Annotated in this window: 18 protein-coding genes; 5 read left to right on the top strand and 13 right to left on the bottom strand. The window is 68.1% G+C overall.

Features of this window, described 5'->3' with window-relative positions; all coding sequences use genetic code 11:
* Positions 1 to 158: 158 nt before the first annotated feature.
* Positions 159 to 317, bottom strand: coding sequence for a hypothetical protein (locus ACIBVQ_RS27700; protein WP_399180970.1), 159 nt, complete (start codon positions 315 to 317; stop codon positions 159 to 161).
* 10 nt (positions 318 to 327) lie between these two features.
* The gene (locus ACIBVQ_RS27695) at positions 328 to 1,008 is read right to left on the bottom strand and encodes a class E sortase (RefSeq protein WP_399180968.1); all 681 of its coding nucleotides are present in this window, start codon (positions 1,006 to 1,008) and stop codon (positions 328 to 330) included.
* A gap of 206 nt (positions 1,009 to 1,214) precedes the next feature.
* Here ACIBVQ_RS27695 and ACIBVQ_RS27690 point away from each other — a divergent pair, with 206 nt between their 5' ends.
* Positions 1,215 to 1,460: a cell division protein CrgA gene (locus ACIBVQ_RS27690; RefSeq protein WP_352013511.1), complete on the top strand. Its 246-nt coding sequence runs from the start codon at positions 1,215 to 1,217 to the stop codon at positions 1,458 to 1,460.
* A 57-nt stretch (positions 1,461 to 1,517) separates the two neighbouring features.
* Here the strand turns inward: ACIBVQ_RS27690 and ACIBVQ_RS27685 are convergent, their stop codons facing one another.
* Both ACIBVQ_RS27685 and ACIBVQ_RS27680 read right to left on the bottom strand, forming a co-directional pair.
* Entirely contained in the window at positions 1,518 to 2,396 is an 879-nt protein-coding gene (locus tag ACIBVQ_RS27685) for a rhomboid family intramembrane serine protease (protein ID WP_352013512.1), read from the bottom strand.
* Positions 2,397 to 2,558: 162 nt separating this feature from the next.
* On the bottom strand, positions 2,559 to 3,098 hold the full coding sequence (locus ACIBVQ_RS27680) for a peptidylprolyl isomerase (protein ID WP_362911052.1): 540 nt from the start codon (positions 3,096 to 3,098) through the stop codon (positions 2,559 to 2,561).
* A 250-nt stretch (positions 3,099 to 3,348) separates the two neighbouring features.
* Here ACIBVQ_RS27680 and ACIBVQ_RS27675 point away from each other — a divergent pair, with 250 nt between their 5' ends.
* Entirely contained in the window at positions 3,349 to 3,888 is a 540-nt protein-coding gene (locus ACIBVQ_RS27675) for a hypothetical protein (protein WP_386189734.1), read from the top strand.
* A gap of 59 nt (positions 3,889 to 3,947) precedes the next feature.
* On the opposite strand, the gene ACIBVQ_RS27670 is transcribed toward ACIBVQ_RS27675, so the two are convergent.
* The 4 genes from ACIBVQ_RS27670 to ACIBVQ_RS27655 form a co-directional block, all read right to left on the bottom strand.
* Entirely contained in the window at positions 3,948 to 4,901 is a 954-nt protein-coding gene (locus tag ACIBVQ_RS27670) for a GNAT family N-acetyltransferase (RefSeq protein ID WP_399180965.1), read from the bottom strand.
* 141 nt (positions 4,902 to 5,042) lie between these two features.
* Positions 5,043 to 5,546 carry a hypothetical protein gene (locus tag ACIBVQ_RS27665; RefSeq protein WP_399180963.1) on the bottom strand — a complete coding sequence of 168 codons (504 nt, stop codon included), beginning with the start codon at positions 5,544 to 5,546 and terminating at the stop codon, positions 5,043 to 5,045.
* The gene (locus ACIBVQ_RS27660) at positions 5,543 to 6,154 is read right to left on the bottom strand and encodes a PadR family transcriptional regulator (RefSeq protein WP_399180961.1); all 612 of its coding nucleotides are present in this window, start codon (positions 6,152 to 6,154) and stop codon (positions 5,543 to 5,545) included. The genes ACIBVQ_RS27665 and ACIBVQ_RS27660 overlap by 4 nt, the downstream gene beginning before the upstream one ends.
* 82 nt (positions 6,155 to 6,236) lie before the next feature.
* Positions 6,237 to 7,541 carry a lysozyme gene (locus ACIBVQ_RS27655; protein WP_399180959.1) on the bottom strand — a complete coding sequence of 435 codons (1,305 nt, stop codon included), beginning with the start codon at positions 7,539 to 7,541 and terminating at the stop codon, positions 6,237 to 6,239.
* Positions 7,542 to 7,799: 258 nt separating this feature from the next.
* On the opposite strand from ACIBVQ_RS27655, the gene ACIBVQ_RS27650 reads away from it, so the two are divergent.
* Positions 7,800 to 8,435, top strand: a complete 636-nt coding sequence (locus tag ACIBVQ_RS27650; RefSeq protein ID WP_399180957.1) for a GNAT family N-acetyltransferase — start codon at positions 7,800 to 7,802, stop codon at positions 8,433 to 8,435.
* Here the strand turns inward: ACIBVQ_RS27650 and ACIBVQ_RS27645 are convergent.
* The 3 genes from ACIBVQ_RS27645 to ACIBVQ_RS27635 all read right to left on the bottom strand — a co-directional run bounded on the left by ACIBVQ_RS27645 (position 8,406) and on the right by ACIBVQ_RS27635 (position 10,353).
* Positions 8,406 to 9,029, bottom strand: a complete 624-nt coding sequence (locus tag ACIBVQ_RS27645) for an O-methyltransferase (RefSeq protein ID WP_399180955.1) — start codon at positions 9,027 to 9,029, stop codon at positions 8,406 to 8,408. The two genes, ACIBVQ_RS27650 and ACIBVQ_RS27645, sit on opposite strands and share 30 nt — an antisense overlap.
* Before the next feature lie 2 nt (positions 9,030 to 9,031).
* On the bottom strand, positions 9,032 to 9,388 hold the full coding sequence (locus tag ACIBVQ_RS27640) for a hypothetical protein (protein ID WP_352013521.1): 357 nt from the start codon (positions 9,386 to 9,388) through the stop codon (positions 9,032 to 9,034).
* Positions 9,389 to 9,825: 437 nt separating this feature from the next.
* Positions 9,826 to 10,353 (bottom strand): DinB family protein, encoded by a 528-nt coding sequence (locus ACIBVQ_RS27635; protein WP_399180953.1) that lies wholly within the window; start codon positions 10,351 to 10,353, stop codon positions 9,826 to 9,828.
* A gap of 504 nt (positions 10,354 to 10,857) precedes the next feature.
* Between ACIBVQ_RS27635 and ACIBVQ_RS27630 the strand changes: the two genes are divergently transcribed.
* Positions 10,858 to 11,544: a RibD family protein gene (locus ACIBVQ_RS27630; protein WP_399180951.1), complete on the top strand. Its 687-nt coding sequence runs from the start codon at positions 10,858 to 10,860 to the stop codon at positions 11,542 to 11,544.
* Positions 11,545 to 11,548: 4 nt separating this feature from the next.
* Here the strand turns inward: ACIBVQ_RS27630 and ACIBVQ_RS27625 are convergent, their stop codons facing one another.
* Complete coding sequence (locus tag ACIBVQ_RS27625) at positions 11,549 to 12,055, bottom strand: DUF6461 domain-containing protein (RefSeq protein WP_362911041.1); 507 nt, start codon at positions 12,053 to 12,055, stop codon at positions 11,549 to 11,551.
* A 200-nt stretch (positions 12,056 to 12,255) separates the two neighbouring features.
* Between ACIBVQ_RS27625 and ACIBVQ_RS27620 the strand changes: the two genes are divergently transcribed.
* Positions 12,256 to 13,524 carry a hypothetical protein gene (locus ACIBVQ_RS27620; protein ID WP_399180949.1) on the top strand — a complete coding sequence of 423 codons (1,269 nt, stop codon included), beginning with the start codon at positions 12,256 to 12,258 and terminating at the stop codon, positions 13,522 to 13,524.
* Positions 13,525 to 13,582: 58 nt separating this feature from the next.
* On the opposite strand, the gene ACIBVQ_RS27615 is transcribed toward ACIBVQ_RS27620, so the two are convergent.
* Positions 13,583 to 14,056 (bottom strand): carboxymuconolactone decarboxylase family protein, encoded by a 474-nt coding sequence (locus ACIBVQ_RS27615; RefSeq protein WP_352013526.1) that lies wholly within the window; start codon positions 14,054 to 14,056, stop codon positions 13,583 to 13,585.
* Positions 14,057 to 14,285 lie beyond the last annotated feature (229 nt).

Genomic DNA, 14,285 nt, shown 5'->3' with positions numbered 1-14,285 from the left:
GGAGAAGAGCCCTTCCGCCACTCGGGGGCGATGGCGGAAGGGCTCACTGGTTAGTCGTTCAGGGCATCGTGAGCGTTACACGGGTTCGCCGGAGTTTTCTCCGGCCTTTCCTCGGCCCTCGTACGGCCCCCTTGCACAGCGGGTCCGTGCCGTACGGCTCAGCGGTCCGGGAGAGCGGGGTCGAGGAGCAGGCGGGGTTCGACCCAGGGGAAGACGACGAACCACAGCAGGGCGGCCGTCGCCGCCGCGAGCGCCACGAGGGTGAGCGTCCTGACCGCGAGGGGGCCGGGAAGCGAACGCCAGAGCCTGCCGTACATGTCGGTCGTCCTATCCCCGGCGGTCCTCGCGCCGGACGAGTTCGCCGGAGACGATGAGCCGCTGGGCGGCGGAGTACTCCGGGTGGCAGGTGGACAGCGTGATCACGGCCTTGGTCGGTCTGCGGCCCGGCACGCCGGGGACGGGGGCGATGACGTCCACCTGTCCCGGGTCGACGACGCGCTCTCCGGTGACCCGGTAGGTGTAGCCGGCCTGCCGGGTCTCCACCACGATCTCGTCGCCCCGGCGCAGTTCCCCGAGCCTGTTGAACGGCGCCGCATAAGTGGTTCGATGCCCAGAAAGCACGAAATTTCCTACTTCGCCGGGTAGGGCGGTGCCCGGGTAGTGCCCCGGCCCCGTCCGCAGCTGGTCCCAGCCGACGCCCTCGACGACGGCGTACTCGTAGTCCGCGCCGAACCGGGGAATCCTGAGCAGCGCCAGCGCGTCCCCCTTCCTGAACCAGGCGGGCAGCCGCTCCTGGACGGGACGGACCCCGGTCGCGGGCGGGACCGCAGGCGGGACCCCGGGCAGGGCCGTGAGCGCGGGAAGGCCGGCGCGGAAGCCCTCGCGCAGCTCCGCCTGCCGCCGCGCCGTGTAGGACCCCGTCCCCCACAGCAGGTACGCGCAGAAGAACAACACGACCACCCCGGCGGTCATGCTCACTTCTCCGGAAACCCGCAGTATGGCTCTCACGGGCTCACGGTAATGACGGCGAATCCATCACAACCGGAGGAAATCACGGCGTTGAACCAAGGTTTGCGCGGTTATGGCACGCTATGGGATCGCCATGACATGGGTGTCCCGACTATTCTTACTCGGGTCTTCGCCACCAGCGACTACGCTAGTTGACACGGCCTGCGCATGATCCGACCGCGCAGGGTTGACGCAGGAGAGCCCCAGTGCCCAAGCCCAAGACCCGTAAGAAGGCGGTTTACACGCCTCCGCAGACCTCCCAGCAGGTCAAGATGAGCCCGCGCTGGTTGGCGCCGGTCATGGTGGCCTCCTGGATCATCGGGGTCCTGTGGATCGCCGTCTACTACGTCGCGCCCCGTGCGCCCGGCATCATCCTCCTGCAGAACTGGAACCTGCTGATCGGGTTCGCCTTCATCATCTTCGGTGTGGTTCTCTCCACCCGCTGGCGTTAGTTTTTTCCACAGCGTTTATCCACACCCTGGGGAAGCATCAGGGTGTGGATCGAGCGATCAGCCGGGGAAACCGAGCTGCAGCTGGTAGATGTACGGCGGCAGCGTCATGACCACCGCGGCCAGCGCGAGGAGCACCACGGCGCACCCGCCCCACTGGACCACGTTCCGGTTGCGCTGCGGGGCGTAGGCGAGGATGACGCCGACCACGGTGCCGGTGATCAGACCGCCCAGGTGCCCCTGCCAGCTGATGCCGGGGACCGCGAAGGTGATCACCGCGTTGGCGACGATCAGCAGGAGCACACCGCGGGCGTTGTAGCCCAGCCGCCTGGAGACCACGAACAGCGCGCCGAACATGCCGTAGATCGCACCGGAGGCGCCGACCGCGGCGATGCCGAACAGGTAGACGGCCACCGCCCCGCCGAGCGCGGACAGCAGATAGAGCGCCAGGAAGCGCAGTGAGCCGAGGCGCCGTTCGAGCTCGGGACCGATGACGTAGAGCGCCCACATGTTGAACAGGATGTGGGTGATCGCGAACGAGCCGTTGGCCAGCGGCGCGTGCAGGAACGCACCGGTGAGCAGGCGCCACCACTCGCCGTGGTAGACGGCGCCCGCGTCCATCTGGAAGCCGTAGATCACCGGGCCGGGGGCGAGGGTCTCGGCGACGTAGGCCAGGACGTTGAGGACGAGCAGTGTCCAGGTGGCCCTGGGGGTCGTGACCGCCCTGCCGCCGAAGGCCGTCTGCGCCTGCCGTACGGTCTTGTTGCCCTCGGCGACGCACTCGGGGCACTGGAAGCCGACCGAGGCCTCGCGCATGCAGTCGGGGCAGATGGACCGGTCACAGCGCTGGCAGCGGACGTAGGTCTCGCGGCCCGGGTGCCGGTAACACGTGGGAACGGCTGCCGTCTCCGGCTCGCTGGGTGGTGGCGGTGTGGTCATGGCGTCTCGATGGCCCCTTCGACCGTGCTGTCATCCACAGACTGCCAGCCTATTCATGATCCTGAGCACACGCACCAGGGAAAAGTCCCCTGTAAGGCCACAGCGGCCTCCCCGGTCACGGTCGTCACAGTGAGAACCGGTCCGGGGAGGCCGCCAGGAGCCTCAGCCCTGGACGCGGTCGATGGTGACCGACTCCAGGACGACCGGCTCGACGGGCCGGTCGCGGCCATCGGTCTTGGTCTTGGCGATGGCGTCCACGACGTCCTTGCCCTCGACGACCTCACCGAAGATGGTGTGCCTGCCGTTCAGGTGCGACGTGGGGACCACGGTGATGAAGAACTGCGAGCCGTTGGTGCCACGGCCTGCGACGATGCCCGCGTTCGCCATGGCGAACAGGTAGGGACGGTTGAAGTACAGGTCCGGGTGGATCTCGTCGTCGAACTTGTAACCCGGGCCGCCGATGCCCTCACCCAGCGGGTCACCGCCCTGGATCATGAAACCATCGATGACCCGGTGGAAGATCGTGCCGTCGTAGAGCTTGGTGTTCTGCTGCTTCTCCCCCGTCTCCGGATGCACCCACTCGCGGGTGCCCTCCGCCAGCTCGACGAAGTTACGCACCGTCTTGGGCGCGTGGTTCGGGAAGAGCTGGATCTTCACCGTGCCGCGATTGGTCTTCAGGGTCGCGATCAGATTCTCAGCCACGATCGGGCTCCCCCTTCATGTCGGTGGTCAGGACCTCTGCGATATGCAGTTTCATGGCGTTCAGGTGATCTATCAGTGGCCTCGGCGACAGCCGATCCACTCAGCATCCTCCCACGACCAGCGATGATTGATCCGCCTTCGAGCGGGAAGGGGACGCAACGGGGCCCAGACAACTGGGGAGGTTAACGTGCCTCTTACACTTTTTGGAAAGCGTCATACGATCGTGATTCCGGACAGTCGGCTGCATCAGATGAAGGCTCAGGTCAACCGTGTCGGCGACCTCGCATCCGAGAAGGTCGGTCCGATGGCCAGCCAGGCCCGGGACGCCGCCGGTCACGCTCGCGACGCGGCCGCCTATGCGCGTGGCAGCGCCGGTGACAAGATCTACGTGGCCAGGGAGTGGGCGGCGCCGAAGTTGGACGCCGCGGCCCACTCGTTCGAGGAACAGATAGCACCCAAGGTCAGCGCCCTGCTGTCCCAGGCGGCGAGCAGGGTCGATCCCCGGCCACCTGTCAGGTCCAGGAAGTGGCCGATGCTCCTGCTGTTCACCGGCCTCGCGGTCGGCGCGGTCGGTTTCGCGCTGTACCGCAAGAACTCCGAGCAGTGGACCGACGCGATGAAGGAGAACGCCGCCGGAGCCTCCCGGTGGGCGACGGACAAGGCCCGTGCGACCTCGGAGAAGGTCTCCGACCTGACGGACGAGGCCGCCTCGAAGGTCGAGGCGAAGGCGGGCAAGCTTGGCGACAAGGCCGAGCGCAAGGCGGACCAGGCGTCCAGGAAACTGTCCTGACCCGTTGCATGAGGGTGGCCCGCGCCGACCTGGCGCGGGCCGTCCTCATGTCAGGGGTCTCACAGGTCGGCGACGTAGGCTGTCGCGCCGCGTGAGACCTCGAACCCGGCCCGAAGGTAGACACCGGGCGCTCCGGTCGCGTTTCCGGTGTCCACGGAGAGGGCGGCCTTGCCGTACCCCTCGGAGCGGAAGTGGGCCAGGGCGTGGGCGAGCAGCGCGCCGGCCACCCCTCTGCCCCGCCAGTCCTCCAGGGTCGCGACGGTCTGGACCCAGGCCTCGCGGACTCCGGTGACCTCGGTGTCGGCCTCGTAGTAGAAGGTGAGCAGTATCCCGACGCTCCTGCCCGACTCCTCCTGGACGACGAAGGAGTCCTTTCCGCTGAACGCCTCCAGGCCGATGAGCTTCTCGCGCCAGCTCTCCGCCGTGTGCGGGGTGCTGCCCCAGTGGTCGGCGAAGGCCGCGTTGCGCACCTCGCGGGCACTCTCCTCAAGATCGTCACCATAGGGGACGATCTTGAGCCCTTCCGGCAGGTGGCCCTCCGGCAGAGGAGCGGCCAGGTCACGGGTCATCACGTGGAACGTCCGGACCGGCAGCATGCCCGCCACCCGCGCCACGGCTCCGGCCCACTCGTTGCCGTCGTGCACGTAGACGTGCAGCGAGAGCGGCCTGCCCGGGAAGAGCCCCTCGTGGACCCTGCGGCCCGCCTGGAGGGTCCAGTTCATCAGCCTCCCGCCGAGGCCACGGCGTCGGTAGGCCGGGTGCACCGCGCCCCACGTCCGCATGATGTGGCCGGGCTCGGCGACGGACCCGGCGTAGACGACGCCGAAGGCCACCAGTCTGTCGCCGTCCCACACTCCACAGGTGCCCTCGGCGGGATCGGCCAGGGCGAGATCCTGCAGAAGGTCACTCCGGCTGTAGTTGTCCCCGGTTCTGTCTTCGGCCTCGACCGCCGTGAGCAGTTCCGCCCACCGGTCCACGTCGTCGCCGGTCAGCGGGGTCCACGTGAAGGTCATGCCGGGGAGCATACGATCGCCCCATTTCCAGCACGACTGATTTTTCGTCCTTTCGCATGACACAGGACAGGCGTGTCTCGCCGTACAACCTGGGGCAGGCGTGTCTTCTTATGACCTGGAAGGCGTGTCTCGCCGTACGGCTCAGAGCAGGCGTGTCCCGCAGCCGAGTTCGAGGCCGAGGCGGCGCAGTCCCTCCGCGAAGCCGTTCCTCGTCCTGTCACCGAGGCCGGCGAAGAACCGGTTGGCCAGCGGTACGGCCCAGCGACCCCGTTCCGCGACGTTGAAGACGCGATGGGTGAGGAGTGTGCCCTCTGGATGCGGCTCGACGGTGTGTTCCCCCCGGTACCACCAGCCGCCCTGGACGGCCAGGGTGGCGCCGGTCACCTCGATGGTCATCGTGTGGGCCGGTGTCCTCAGGGTGAACCGCCGTGGGCCGCCCTCGGCCGTGCCTCCATAGGACGCGGCCGCGCCACCGCGGGGCGCGGCCATGCCGCCGTAGGGCTCGACCGTGCCTTCGTTGGAGGCGTACAGCCAGGCGTTGTCCCGGCCGACGGGACCCGGCCCGACCGTCAGGATCAGCCGCCCGACCCGGTCCGGCGGTGCCTCGACCACCCCGGCGACCTCACACAGTGGAGCCCTGCTCATGGCGTTTCTCCTGTCGTGCCGGGGCCGGTGTGGTCCGGCCAGGCGAGTTCTCCCGACGCGAGCCGCTCCAGGACACCGCGCACCCAGTCGAGTTCGGCGCCGCGCAGGGCGCGCTCGCATTCGAGCTCCAGCGTCAGCACCGGGGGCAGCCCGCTCTCCCTCAGGTTCCTCAGGTACGCGTCGCAGGCGAAGACCGCGCTCTCCAGGGCGGCGGCGCGGGTCAGCAACGCACGCTCCGCCTCACGCGCGGACAGCCCCCCGATGAGGGAGAGCGCGGCGTTGAGGGTGCGGGTGTCCGGCCCCGGCTCCTCAAGCAGCCGTCTGAGCCTGGTGGTCAGCTCCGCCCTGCCCTCCTCGGTGAGCCGGTAGACCGTCCGCTCCGGCCTGCGGCCCTGTCTGCTGGTCTCGGCCGGGACGATCAGCTCCTCCCCGGCCAGCCGGTCGATCGCGTGGTAGAGGCTGCGCGGCAGCCCGGTCACGTAGTCCTTGTGCGTGTCCAGGATCATCCGGTGCAGTTCGTACGGATGACCCGGCCGCACCGAGAGCAGGGCGAGCACGGTCAGGCCGACCAGGTCGGGGCCGCGGGCCATCACACCTCCATAGTGCATGCTCCTTTATTGCAGTATGCACTATGGAGGCACGCCTCACGATCCCTCCTGGGAACCACTCGCGGCCGGACCCTCCTGAAGGTCACTCGCGGTCGGAGTCGATGGTCACCATCACCGTGCCGATGGTGACCTTCATCCCTTCCTCCGGCTCCTCGATCTCCGGGACGTCGGGCCTCACGGCGTCGGCGGTGGTCGCGCCCCGCGCGCCGAGATCGTCGTGGAGAGCTTCGTGGTCCTCCTGGCCGATCCGCATGGGCCTCTCCGGGCTGATCAGCCCAGAGGATTCAGCGGATTCATCGTTCTTAGGGTGTTTATCGGACCTGATGTTCTTGACGGGCTCACCAGGTTTGGCGGATTTCGCGGATTTGGTGGACCTGGGGGGCTTGGGAGTTTTGGCAGGGTCGCCGGGCCCAATGGGCTCGGTGGCGAATTTCAGCTCCGTCGTACCCTGCGGCTGCAACTCGTCGATCGTGCACCGCACCGCCCTGCCGCTGAAGTCACAGCCGGGGCTCGCCCCGATGATCCGCCGGCCGCCGAAGGTCCTGCCGACCACGGAGACCCTGGTCGCCGGGATCGGCCCGGTGTTGAGGACCGTGATGCCGTAGCCGTACCTGCCGACCGGCCTGCCCGCGGCGGCCAGTTCGGCCGGGGGCTGGGCGAGCATGCTCAGCTCCGTCATGTTGCCGTTGAAGACGTTCTGCCCGCCGGGAAGCACTCCCTTGTCCGCGAACTGCCAGAAGGTCTGACGCAGCCAGCCCGCGGGCAGCGGCCCCGGCTCGGCTCCCCATCGGGCGAGCCAGAGCGGGTTACGGCCGAAGGCCGAGGAGTCCCCCGTGCAGTTCCGCCACCAGTCGGTGGTGGTGTAGATGATCGCGTCCCGCCCGGTCCGCTCCCGGTAACGCGTGGTGAAGTCCTTCAGCCAGGCGACCATTCGTGGCCGGTCCAGGCCGTAGCAGTGATCCAGGCCGTTCCGGTTGGTGTAAGGATTGTCCTCGATGTCGAGCACGCCCGGCAGGGTCCGGCCGTCGGCGTTCCAGCCACCGCCGTTGTCGACGAAGAAGTCCGCCTGCTCGGCGCCGCCCGACTCGTGCGGCTGGGCGAAATGGTAGGCCCCCCGGAACAGCCCCGCCCCGGCCGCCCCGCTCTCCTGCGCGGCGAACAGGGGGTTGCGGAAGTTCGTGCCCTCGGAGGCGTAGACGAAGGCGAAGAGGCCGCCTCCTCCGAGGACGGACGGCCAGTCGACCTGGCCCGTCCAGTTGCTGACGTCGATTCCCCGGATCTCCTGAGGTTCGCCGGGCATCGGCTCGACCGGTCCGACGGCGTTGGCCGTACCGGGGACGAAGGTCCCGGCCGCGACGAGGGCGGCGAGCAGGGACAGACGTTTCACGTGAATCACTCACCCTCGCGTGGCACCGGGCAAGATCCTGACCGATGCCCCCAAGAATCGCAAGGGCGGGGAACGAATGGCACGGGAGGCGGTGCCTTTCTTGGAGGAATGTCGCCCAGAGAATACCAACCAGGGGGTGCGCGGCTCTGAGTTTCGACCTGTCAATGGCCTTCGGTAAAGGGTTTCCGGTGAATTCCCGACCTGTCCCGAAAAACCCTGAGCCAGGCCGTACGACACCTGTTGCCTAAGATGGATCATGTGCCGGAGACTGTGACCCTGCGGGGTGAACGCGTATGTCTGGAACCGCTCACCGTTGAGCACGTCGGCGATCTCGTCGCCGCCGCGACCGAGTCCCGCGAGACCTACGACTTCACCCGGGTGCCACAGGACGAGGCGTCGATGAGCGCCTACGTCCGGTCGGCCCTCGACGACCAGCTGACCGGTTGGGCGCTTCCCTTCGCGATCCGGTCTCTCTCCTCGGGGCGGGTGATCGGCACCTCCCGCTTCCTCGACCTCGACTACTGGTCCTGGCCCCCGTCCTGGCCGCCGGGCCGTACGGTCCCCAGTGCGGAGGGGGTTCCCAGCGTGGCCGAGATCGGCAGCACCTGGCTGGCCGCCTCCGCCCAGCGGACGGGGAGCAACACCGAGGCCAAGCTCCTCATGCTCGGCCACGCCTTCGAGGTGTGGAAGGTCCTGCGGGTCACCCTGAAGACCGACGCCCGCAACGAGCGGTCCAAGAGGGCGATCGAGCGTCTCGGCGGCCGGTTCGAGGGGGTACGGCGCGCGCACGCCAGGGCTGTGGACGGCACCGTCCGGGACACCGCCTACTACTCGATCATCGCCGAGGAGTGGCCGGCGGTCCGCTCATCGCTCAGGGAGCGGCTGGACCGGTGACGGGCGTAGCGTCCTGACCGCGACGATCGCGGCCAGGTCGGCGGCCAGGCGCAGTTCGACGGCGTCCAGCAGCGGGTGTTCCAGCCAGTGCAGCCGGACCAGGTCGGGCTCGCCCTCGTGCAGGATCGGCCACCGCCTGGCCGGGGTGAAGTCGTCGACCACGAGCGTCCCGCCGGGGGTGAGCAGCCGCGCCGGGTCGGCCGCCGTCCCGTTCTTGCCCGCCCCGCCCCCGTCCAGGACCAGCAGGTCGTACGGCGCGCGGCCGTGGATCTCGGTCCAGTCTCCGTGGATCACCGTGACGTCCGGCAGGTCCGCGAACAGCTCCGCCGTCACCCGCGCCCTGCCGGGATCGCGTTCCACGCTGACGATCGTGGCTCCCGACGGCGCCCCGGTGACGAGCCAGGCCAGCCCGACCCCGCATCCGGTGCCCGTCTCCGCGATGGAGGAGGCCCCGCCCGCGAGCACCCGCAGCAGGCGCCCCTGCTCGGGGCGGCAGGAGAAGGGAAAGCCCCGCCGGTCCGCCAGTTCGACCGCCCTGGCGACCAGCGGGGGAAGCTCAAGGCCCCGGTAGGCGTCCGTCCCGTTGAGTGACATCCCTATTGTCCGTAGGTGAAGCGAAGCTGGGCGTTGATCAGGAAGTTGAGGCGGTAACGCATGTGGCTGACCGCCTCGGGCGGCGGGGGCTCCGCGGAGGTGAGCAACGTCCAGCGCAGCGAGGTCTCCATGCCATACGGCCGCAGGTCGAACCGGATCTCGTCGTTCGGCCTGTTCGGCCACAGCGACGACCAGACCACCAGCTCGGGCTCGACCGACCGGAGCACCCGGGGCTCGATCTCGTCCCGCTGCAGTTCGAGCCATTGCCTGGGGCCGGGACGCCGCGGATTGGTCAGGCTCTCCCACACGATTCGGGGAGGTGGGGGCTGTTTTCTCTCTCGTGAACTCAGCTCGATCACCTCGCCAGAATAGGCGAACGCCATAAACACCACCACGGATTAACAAATCAGGTATTTAGCCATTTTTGCTGGTGAGGTTCTGTTGGGATGGCATTCGGGATGACAGCGCCCTCGTCGGACGGCCCTTCCGCCGGGGTCCACGCGACCTTCATGGGTCTGTCGCGGTGCCGTCGTGTCAGGGACGGAGTCCTGGAGTCACGCGTCGAGGCGTGCACGCGAGGTTCTCCACCACCGAGGAGATCATGTCGGTCAGACCGCCCGGGCCATGGCGTGACCGGTGGACGGGCCGACACCGGCATCGGCACGGCCGTCCTACGAGTGGTCGGCGCGAGAGCGCCGGGTTCGCCGACCCGGAAGCCTGCTCTCCGAACCGGTCGCGGGGTCTTGGCCGAGAACGACCACCGGCCCGAGCGGACCGACCTTGGGCTGAGAACGATCTACTCCGAGGACGCGGCCCGTACCATGCGAAGCTGGCCTATCTCGCTGGCGTTCTTCATCAGCTCGGAGTTGACCCAGGCGATCATGTGGGCGACGGTGTGCTCGGAGTCCTGCGGCCAGGGGAAGGGGGCCGGGGCGTCCAGGTCGGCGTCGGTGAGGCCGTCCAGCACGGTCAGCCAGGTGGTGCGGAGGCCACGCAGCCACCCGACGGCGCTCGTTCCGTCACCCGGCCAGGTGACCTCGGTCCTGTCCCGAGGCGCGCGTCCCTGGGCGTGGTCGATGGTCACACTCCACCACCAGCCGATATGCCAGCTCACCCAGCCGATGGTGGGAACGGGGATGGGGTCGGGCTCGGTCTCCGCCCAGTCGGGCAACCATGCTCCCGTGGCGTCACGGCGTACGGTCCAGCAAAGGGGGGCGGGTTCCCACAGGAAGTCATCGGGTCGTAGTCGTTCCAGGTGGTAGTCGAACAACGACCAGGTCAGGTCGAACTGCCAACGCAACAGATCACATCGAGATGCACGCATCAAGACAGAATGGCAGGCTCCGGACAACGATCGACCGTCCCACACGGGGGTTCGGACGAGGTGCGGGGTGGGCACCGCCACGACGCGGGGGCTTTCCGTGCCAGGGGTCGAAACCAGGTGAGGGCTGGTCGGTCGGCGCCACCACGACACCGGGACCGCCCGTGGAGGTTCGTGAGAACGTTGATCGGCACCGCCACGGCACCAGGGTCGTCCGCGGAAGTTCGAAGCCGGGTGAAGGATCGGTCGCTGGGGCTTCCCTGGGAGAGCGGGGCCGGGGAAGGATCAGTCGACACCGCCACGGCGCTGGGACCCTCCACACGAGGGTTCGAAGCCGGGTGAAGGCGTTGCGACGCCGCCACGACGCCGGGGCTTCCGCGGGGATGGTGAGGCGGAGCTCCGCCGGAGGGTAGCGTGGGACGCGGCGCCGTACAGGTGTGGAGTCCGCCGGTTCGGATGGAGGCTCCGCCTTCGCGCCGTCGTCGGGAACGTTCCGGGGAGCACCACATGACCAGGCCGTTCGTCCTGTCCTCCGTCGCCGTCTCGCTTGACGGTTACATCGACGACGCGACCTCGGAACGGCTGCTGCTGTCCAACGACGAGGACTTCGACCGGGTGGACGCCGTACGCGCCACCTGCGACGCCATCCTCGTCGGCGCCGGAACCGTCCGCGCCGACGACCCCCGGCTCATGGTCCGCGCCGCGCACCGCCGTCATGCCCGTGTCGCCGCCGGCCGGCCGGAGTCTCCGCTCAAGGCCGTCATCGCCGGGCACCGGCCCCTCGACCCGGCCGCGAGGTTCTTCACCACCGGCGACACCGCAAAGGTCGTCTACGCCGCCACCCCGGACATCCCCGTCCAGCGGGACGCCCTCGCCGAGGTCGCCTCGGTCGTCGACGCCGGTGACCCCCTCGACCTGCGGGCCGTCCTCGCCGACCTCGCCGAACGAGGGGTGGAGCGCCTCATGGTCGAAGGCGGCGGCACCGTGCACACCCGGTTTCTGGCGGCGGGTCTCGTGGACGAGCTCCACGTCGTCACCGCTCCCTTCTTCGTCGGCGACGCCGCCGCCCCCCGCTTCGTCAACCCCGCGTCGTTCCCCTATGACGCGAGGAACCGCATGCGACTGCTCGAAGTGCGGCCCATGGGGGATGTCATCCTCGCCCGCTATCAACCCGTCCGGCGGCCGGAGGCCTGACGGCTCAGTAATCGAGGAAACCGTGGGCGACCGCGACGCGGCTGGACGGTGTCGGCCGCACCCCGGTGACGCGTTCGGCCAGTGCTCGCGCCGCGGCGAGCCCGCCCGTCGCCCTGCCGTGGACCAGCCCGAGCTCGATCCGGTCGGCCAGGAAGGCCGTCTGGTCGTCGACCTCGTGGGGGAACAGCGGGTCGAAGGACAGGATCTCGTGGCCGTCCGCGTAGTGGTTGAAGCCCGCGACCATGTTCACGTTGACGAAGACGCTCGCCACGACCGTCCCCGCTGACAGGGGCCGCAGCACCTCTCCCAACGACCCGGCGTAGCCGATCGCCTCTCCGAGGATGGTGCCGCCCTCGGCCGGGTAGGCGCAGATGAGCCCCACGTCGATCTCGCCTTCCTCGTCGTCGCCGTCGAGCACCTCGACACCGAGACGGGCCAGTGCCTCGTGCGGGGTGAGGCCGCGGACGTGCGTCGCGCAGAACGCCTCGTCGTCGAGCCAGCCGTACGTCATGGGAGCCCTGCTCTCCGTAGGGGGTCGGATACGGGAATCCTGGCAGGCGGGTCCGACAGAAACCGCGCACGGTCTGCGATTTGTGGGGGTTTATCGATTTTGTGAAGGTGTACGGGCTCGTTCCACTGGATGCAATTTTGGGTGTTCCGGAGAAACGACCTGGCGATTGCTTCGATTATGTCGGTATGTCAATGGGGTCGATGTCGCCGACCGCGAAAGCGTTGTTGAGTGTGCCTCTCGCGGTCGCGATCAACAAAATCTTCGACGATGGGATGTTCAGCCTGCAGTGGACCATCATCGCCGTGGTGCTGACCATACTGATCGCCGAGCCAACACCCACAAACCTGCTTGGGCCCCTCTCCACCAAATCCCCTATAAGCAGGCTTTTCATCTTAATTACTGAAAGCTCAATCAACGTTAAGACCTGCCTGCTCCTGCTCACCGTGCTGGCCATCGCCCTCCCCTGGCCACCCATCCCGATCGACCCCCCGTCCGAGCCGGGGAACAGGGCGTCTTCCACGCCGCCACCCCCACTGAAAAGCCCGACGGGAAGCCCGACAGTGCATCCGACGGGGAATCCGACAGGAAGCCCGACGGTGAGCCCTCCGGGGAAGCCGCCGGGAGGTCTGCCGTCTCCGCTCGCGGCCGATCCGTGCCGTCTGGTCGACGCCGTGAGACTGGGCCGGTTCGGGAAAACGGAAATTGATCCAGCTTACGGAAATTTCGACCGGTGCGATGTCCTGATATATCCACCGGGAGAGGATGAAGTGGATGTCAAGGTGGAATTCGATCCCGGTCCACTTCCTGAGCAGACCACGTCCTCCGAAACCATGAAGAACGTCATCGTCATGAAGGAGCCCGCCCAGAGCACGGAATGCGAACGCAGGATGGCGTTGTCCGCGGACAACGACACGATCGTGTCGGTAACCGCCAAACGCGGGGAGAAGGGCAGGGCCTCCCTGTGTGACATCGCAGACACGGCGACCGAGATCGCCGCCGAGAAACTCGGCGCCGGAGAGCTGGAGAAGTATCCCCGCTCTCTTCCCCAGGACTCCCTGGCGAACGAGGACGCCTGTGCGCTTCTCAGCCCGGACACCCTGGGAGAGTTCGTCCCAGGCGTCGACGCGGCGAATCCCTACGTGGGCTACGGCAACTGGACGTGCAAATGGTCGAGTACCACCGGTGATCTGCGGGTTAACCTGCACTTCGACCAGGGGCGGCAACCGGACTCCACCGACGGGGCGCCCACCCGGCTCAACGGCTACCGCGCCTTCGTCGAGAGGTGGGCGGACGACGAGAGGGCATGCCTGACACAGGTGGTCCACCGCTCCTATCCCGACCGGTACGGCAGGACGAAGGCCGAGACGCTACAGCTGCTGGTCGACGGTTCCTTCCCGATGGACCGGCTCTGCCGCGTCTCCACCGAACTGGCCTATTCCGCCACCGCCCAGCTGAGGGGGGCCGCCTGACCGTACGGCGTGCGACGCCCCGGGACCCGGCGGCGGGCCCCGGGGCGTTCGCTCCTCGTTACCCGAACTGGCCGGGCTGGTAGTCGCCCGCGGGCTGCTGGATGATCACGTTCACCCGGTTGAAGGCGTTGATCAGGGCGATGAGAGCCACCAGGGCGGCGAGCTGCTCCTCGTCGTAGTGCTTGGCGGCGTTCGCCCAGACGTCGTCCGGAACGCCACCGGCCGCGTCCGCGATGCGGGTGCCCTGCTCGGTCAGTTCCAGGGCGGCGCGCTCGGCGTCGGTGAAGACCGTGGCCTCCCGCCAGACCGCGACCAGGTTGAGACGGAGCGGGGTCTCTCCGGCGTGCGCGGCGTCCTTGGTGTGCATGTCGGTGCAGAAACCACAGCCGTTGATCTGGCTGGCGCGGATCTTCACCAGCTCCTGCGTCGCGGTGGGCAGCGCCGAGTTGTGGATCGCCGTGTTCGCCGCGATGAGGTGCTTCAGGAACTTCGCCGCGACCGGGTTGTCGAGCGGATTCAAACGAGCGTCCATGGTGCGCTCCTTGTCGTTGCGGTGATTACACCTCTCTGACCAACCAGCCGGGCCGGATGTGACGCAAATGAGTGTGATGTACATCTCCTGCCCGTCGAGCCCCTGTCCTCACCGCCCGGAGAGGCACCCGGGCGAGGGCCCGGCGAACGGCAGCCCCGACACTCTCGGTGATCGAAAACGTACGTAAGGTAGTAGTTGGCCAGGTGGCTTGAAGCTTGGCCGGGTGTGT

It is taken from the genome of Streptosporangium sp. NPDC049376 (assembly GCF_044466505.1).
GTDB lineage: Bacteria > Actinomycetota > Actinomycetes > Streptosporangiales > Streptosporangiaceae > Streptosporangium.
Note: the sequence above shows the minus strand (reverse complement) of the source record. Positions and strands in the feature narration are given on the sequence as shown.

What these genes read in the sequence shown, in the direction of transcription:
- ACIBVQ_RS27700 (WP_399180970.1), bottom strand. Translation starts at nt 317, where the DNA reads ATGTACGGCAGGCTCTGGCGTTCGCTTCCCGGCCCCCTCGCGGTCAGG.
- ACIBVQ_RS27685 (WP_352013512.1), bottom strand. Translation starts at nt 2,396, where the DNA reads ATGACCACACCGCCACCACCCAGCGAGCCGGAGACGGCAGCCGTTCCC.
- ACIBVQ_RS27675 (WP_386189734.1), top strand. Translation starts at nt 3,349, where the DNA reads ATGAAGGCTCAGGTCAACCGTGTCGGCGACCTCGCATCCGAGAAGGTC.
- ACIBVQ_RS27670 (WP_399180965.1), bottom strand. Translation starts at nt 4,901, where the DNA reads ATGACCTTCACGTGGACCCCGCTGACCGGCGACGACGTGGACCGGTGG.
- ACIBVQ_RS27665 (WP_399180963.1), bottom strand. Translation starts at nt 5,546, where the DNA reads ATGAGCAGGGCTCCACTGTGTGAGGTCGCCGGGGTGGTCGAGGCACCG.
- ACIBVQ_RS27660 (WP_399180961.1), bottom strand. Translation starts at nt 6,154, where the DNA reads ATGCACTATGGAGGTGTGATGGCCCGCGGCCCCGACCTGGTCGGCCTG.
- ACIBVQ_RS27645 (WP_399180955.1), bottom strand. Translation starts at nt 9,029, where the DNA reads ATGTCACTCAACGGGACGGACGCCTACCGGGGCCTTGAGCTTCCCCCG.
- ACIBVQ_RS27635 (WP_399180953.1), bottom strand. Translation starts at nt 10,353, where the DNA reads ATGCGTGCATCTCGATGTGATCTGTTGCGTTGGCAGTTCGACCTGACC.
- ACIBVQ_RS27630 (WP_399180951.1), top strand. Translation starts at nt 10,858, where the DNA reads ATGACCAGGCCGTTCGTCCTGTCCTCCGTCGCCGTCTCGCTTGACGGT.
- ACIBVQ_RS27625 (WP_362911041.1), bottom strand. Translation starts at nt 12,055, where the DNA reads ATGACGTACGGCTGGCTCGACGACGAGGCGTTCTGCGCGACGCACGTC.
- ACIBVQ_RS27620 (WP_399180949.1), top strand. Translation starts at nt 12,256, where the DNA reads ATGTCGCCGACCGCGAAAGCGTTGTTGAGTGTGCCTCTCGCGGTCGCG.
- ACIBVQ_RS27615 (WP_352013526.1), bottom strand. Translation starts at nt 14,056, where the DNA reads ATGGACGCTCGTTTGAATCCGCTCGACAACCCGGTCGCGGCGAAGTTC.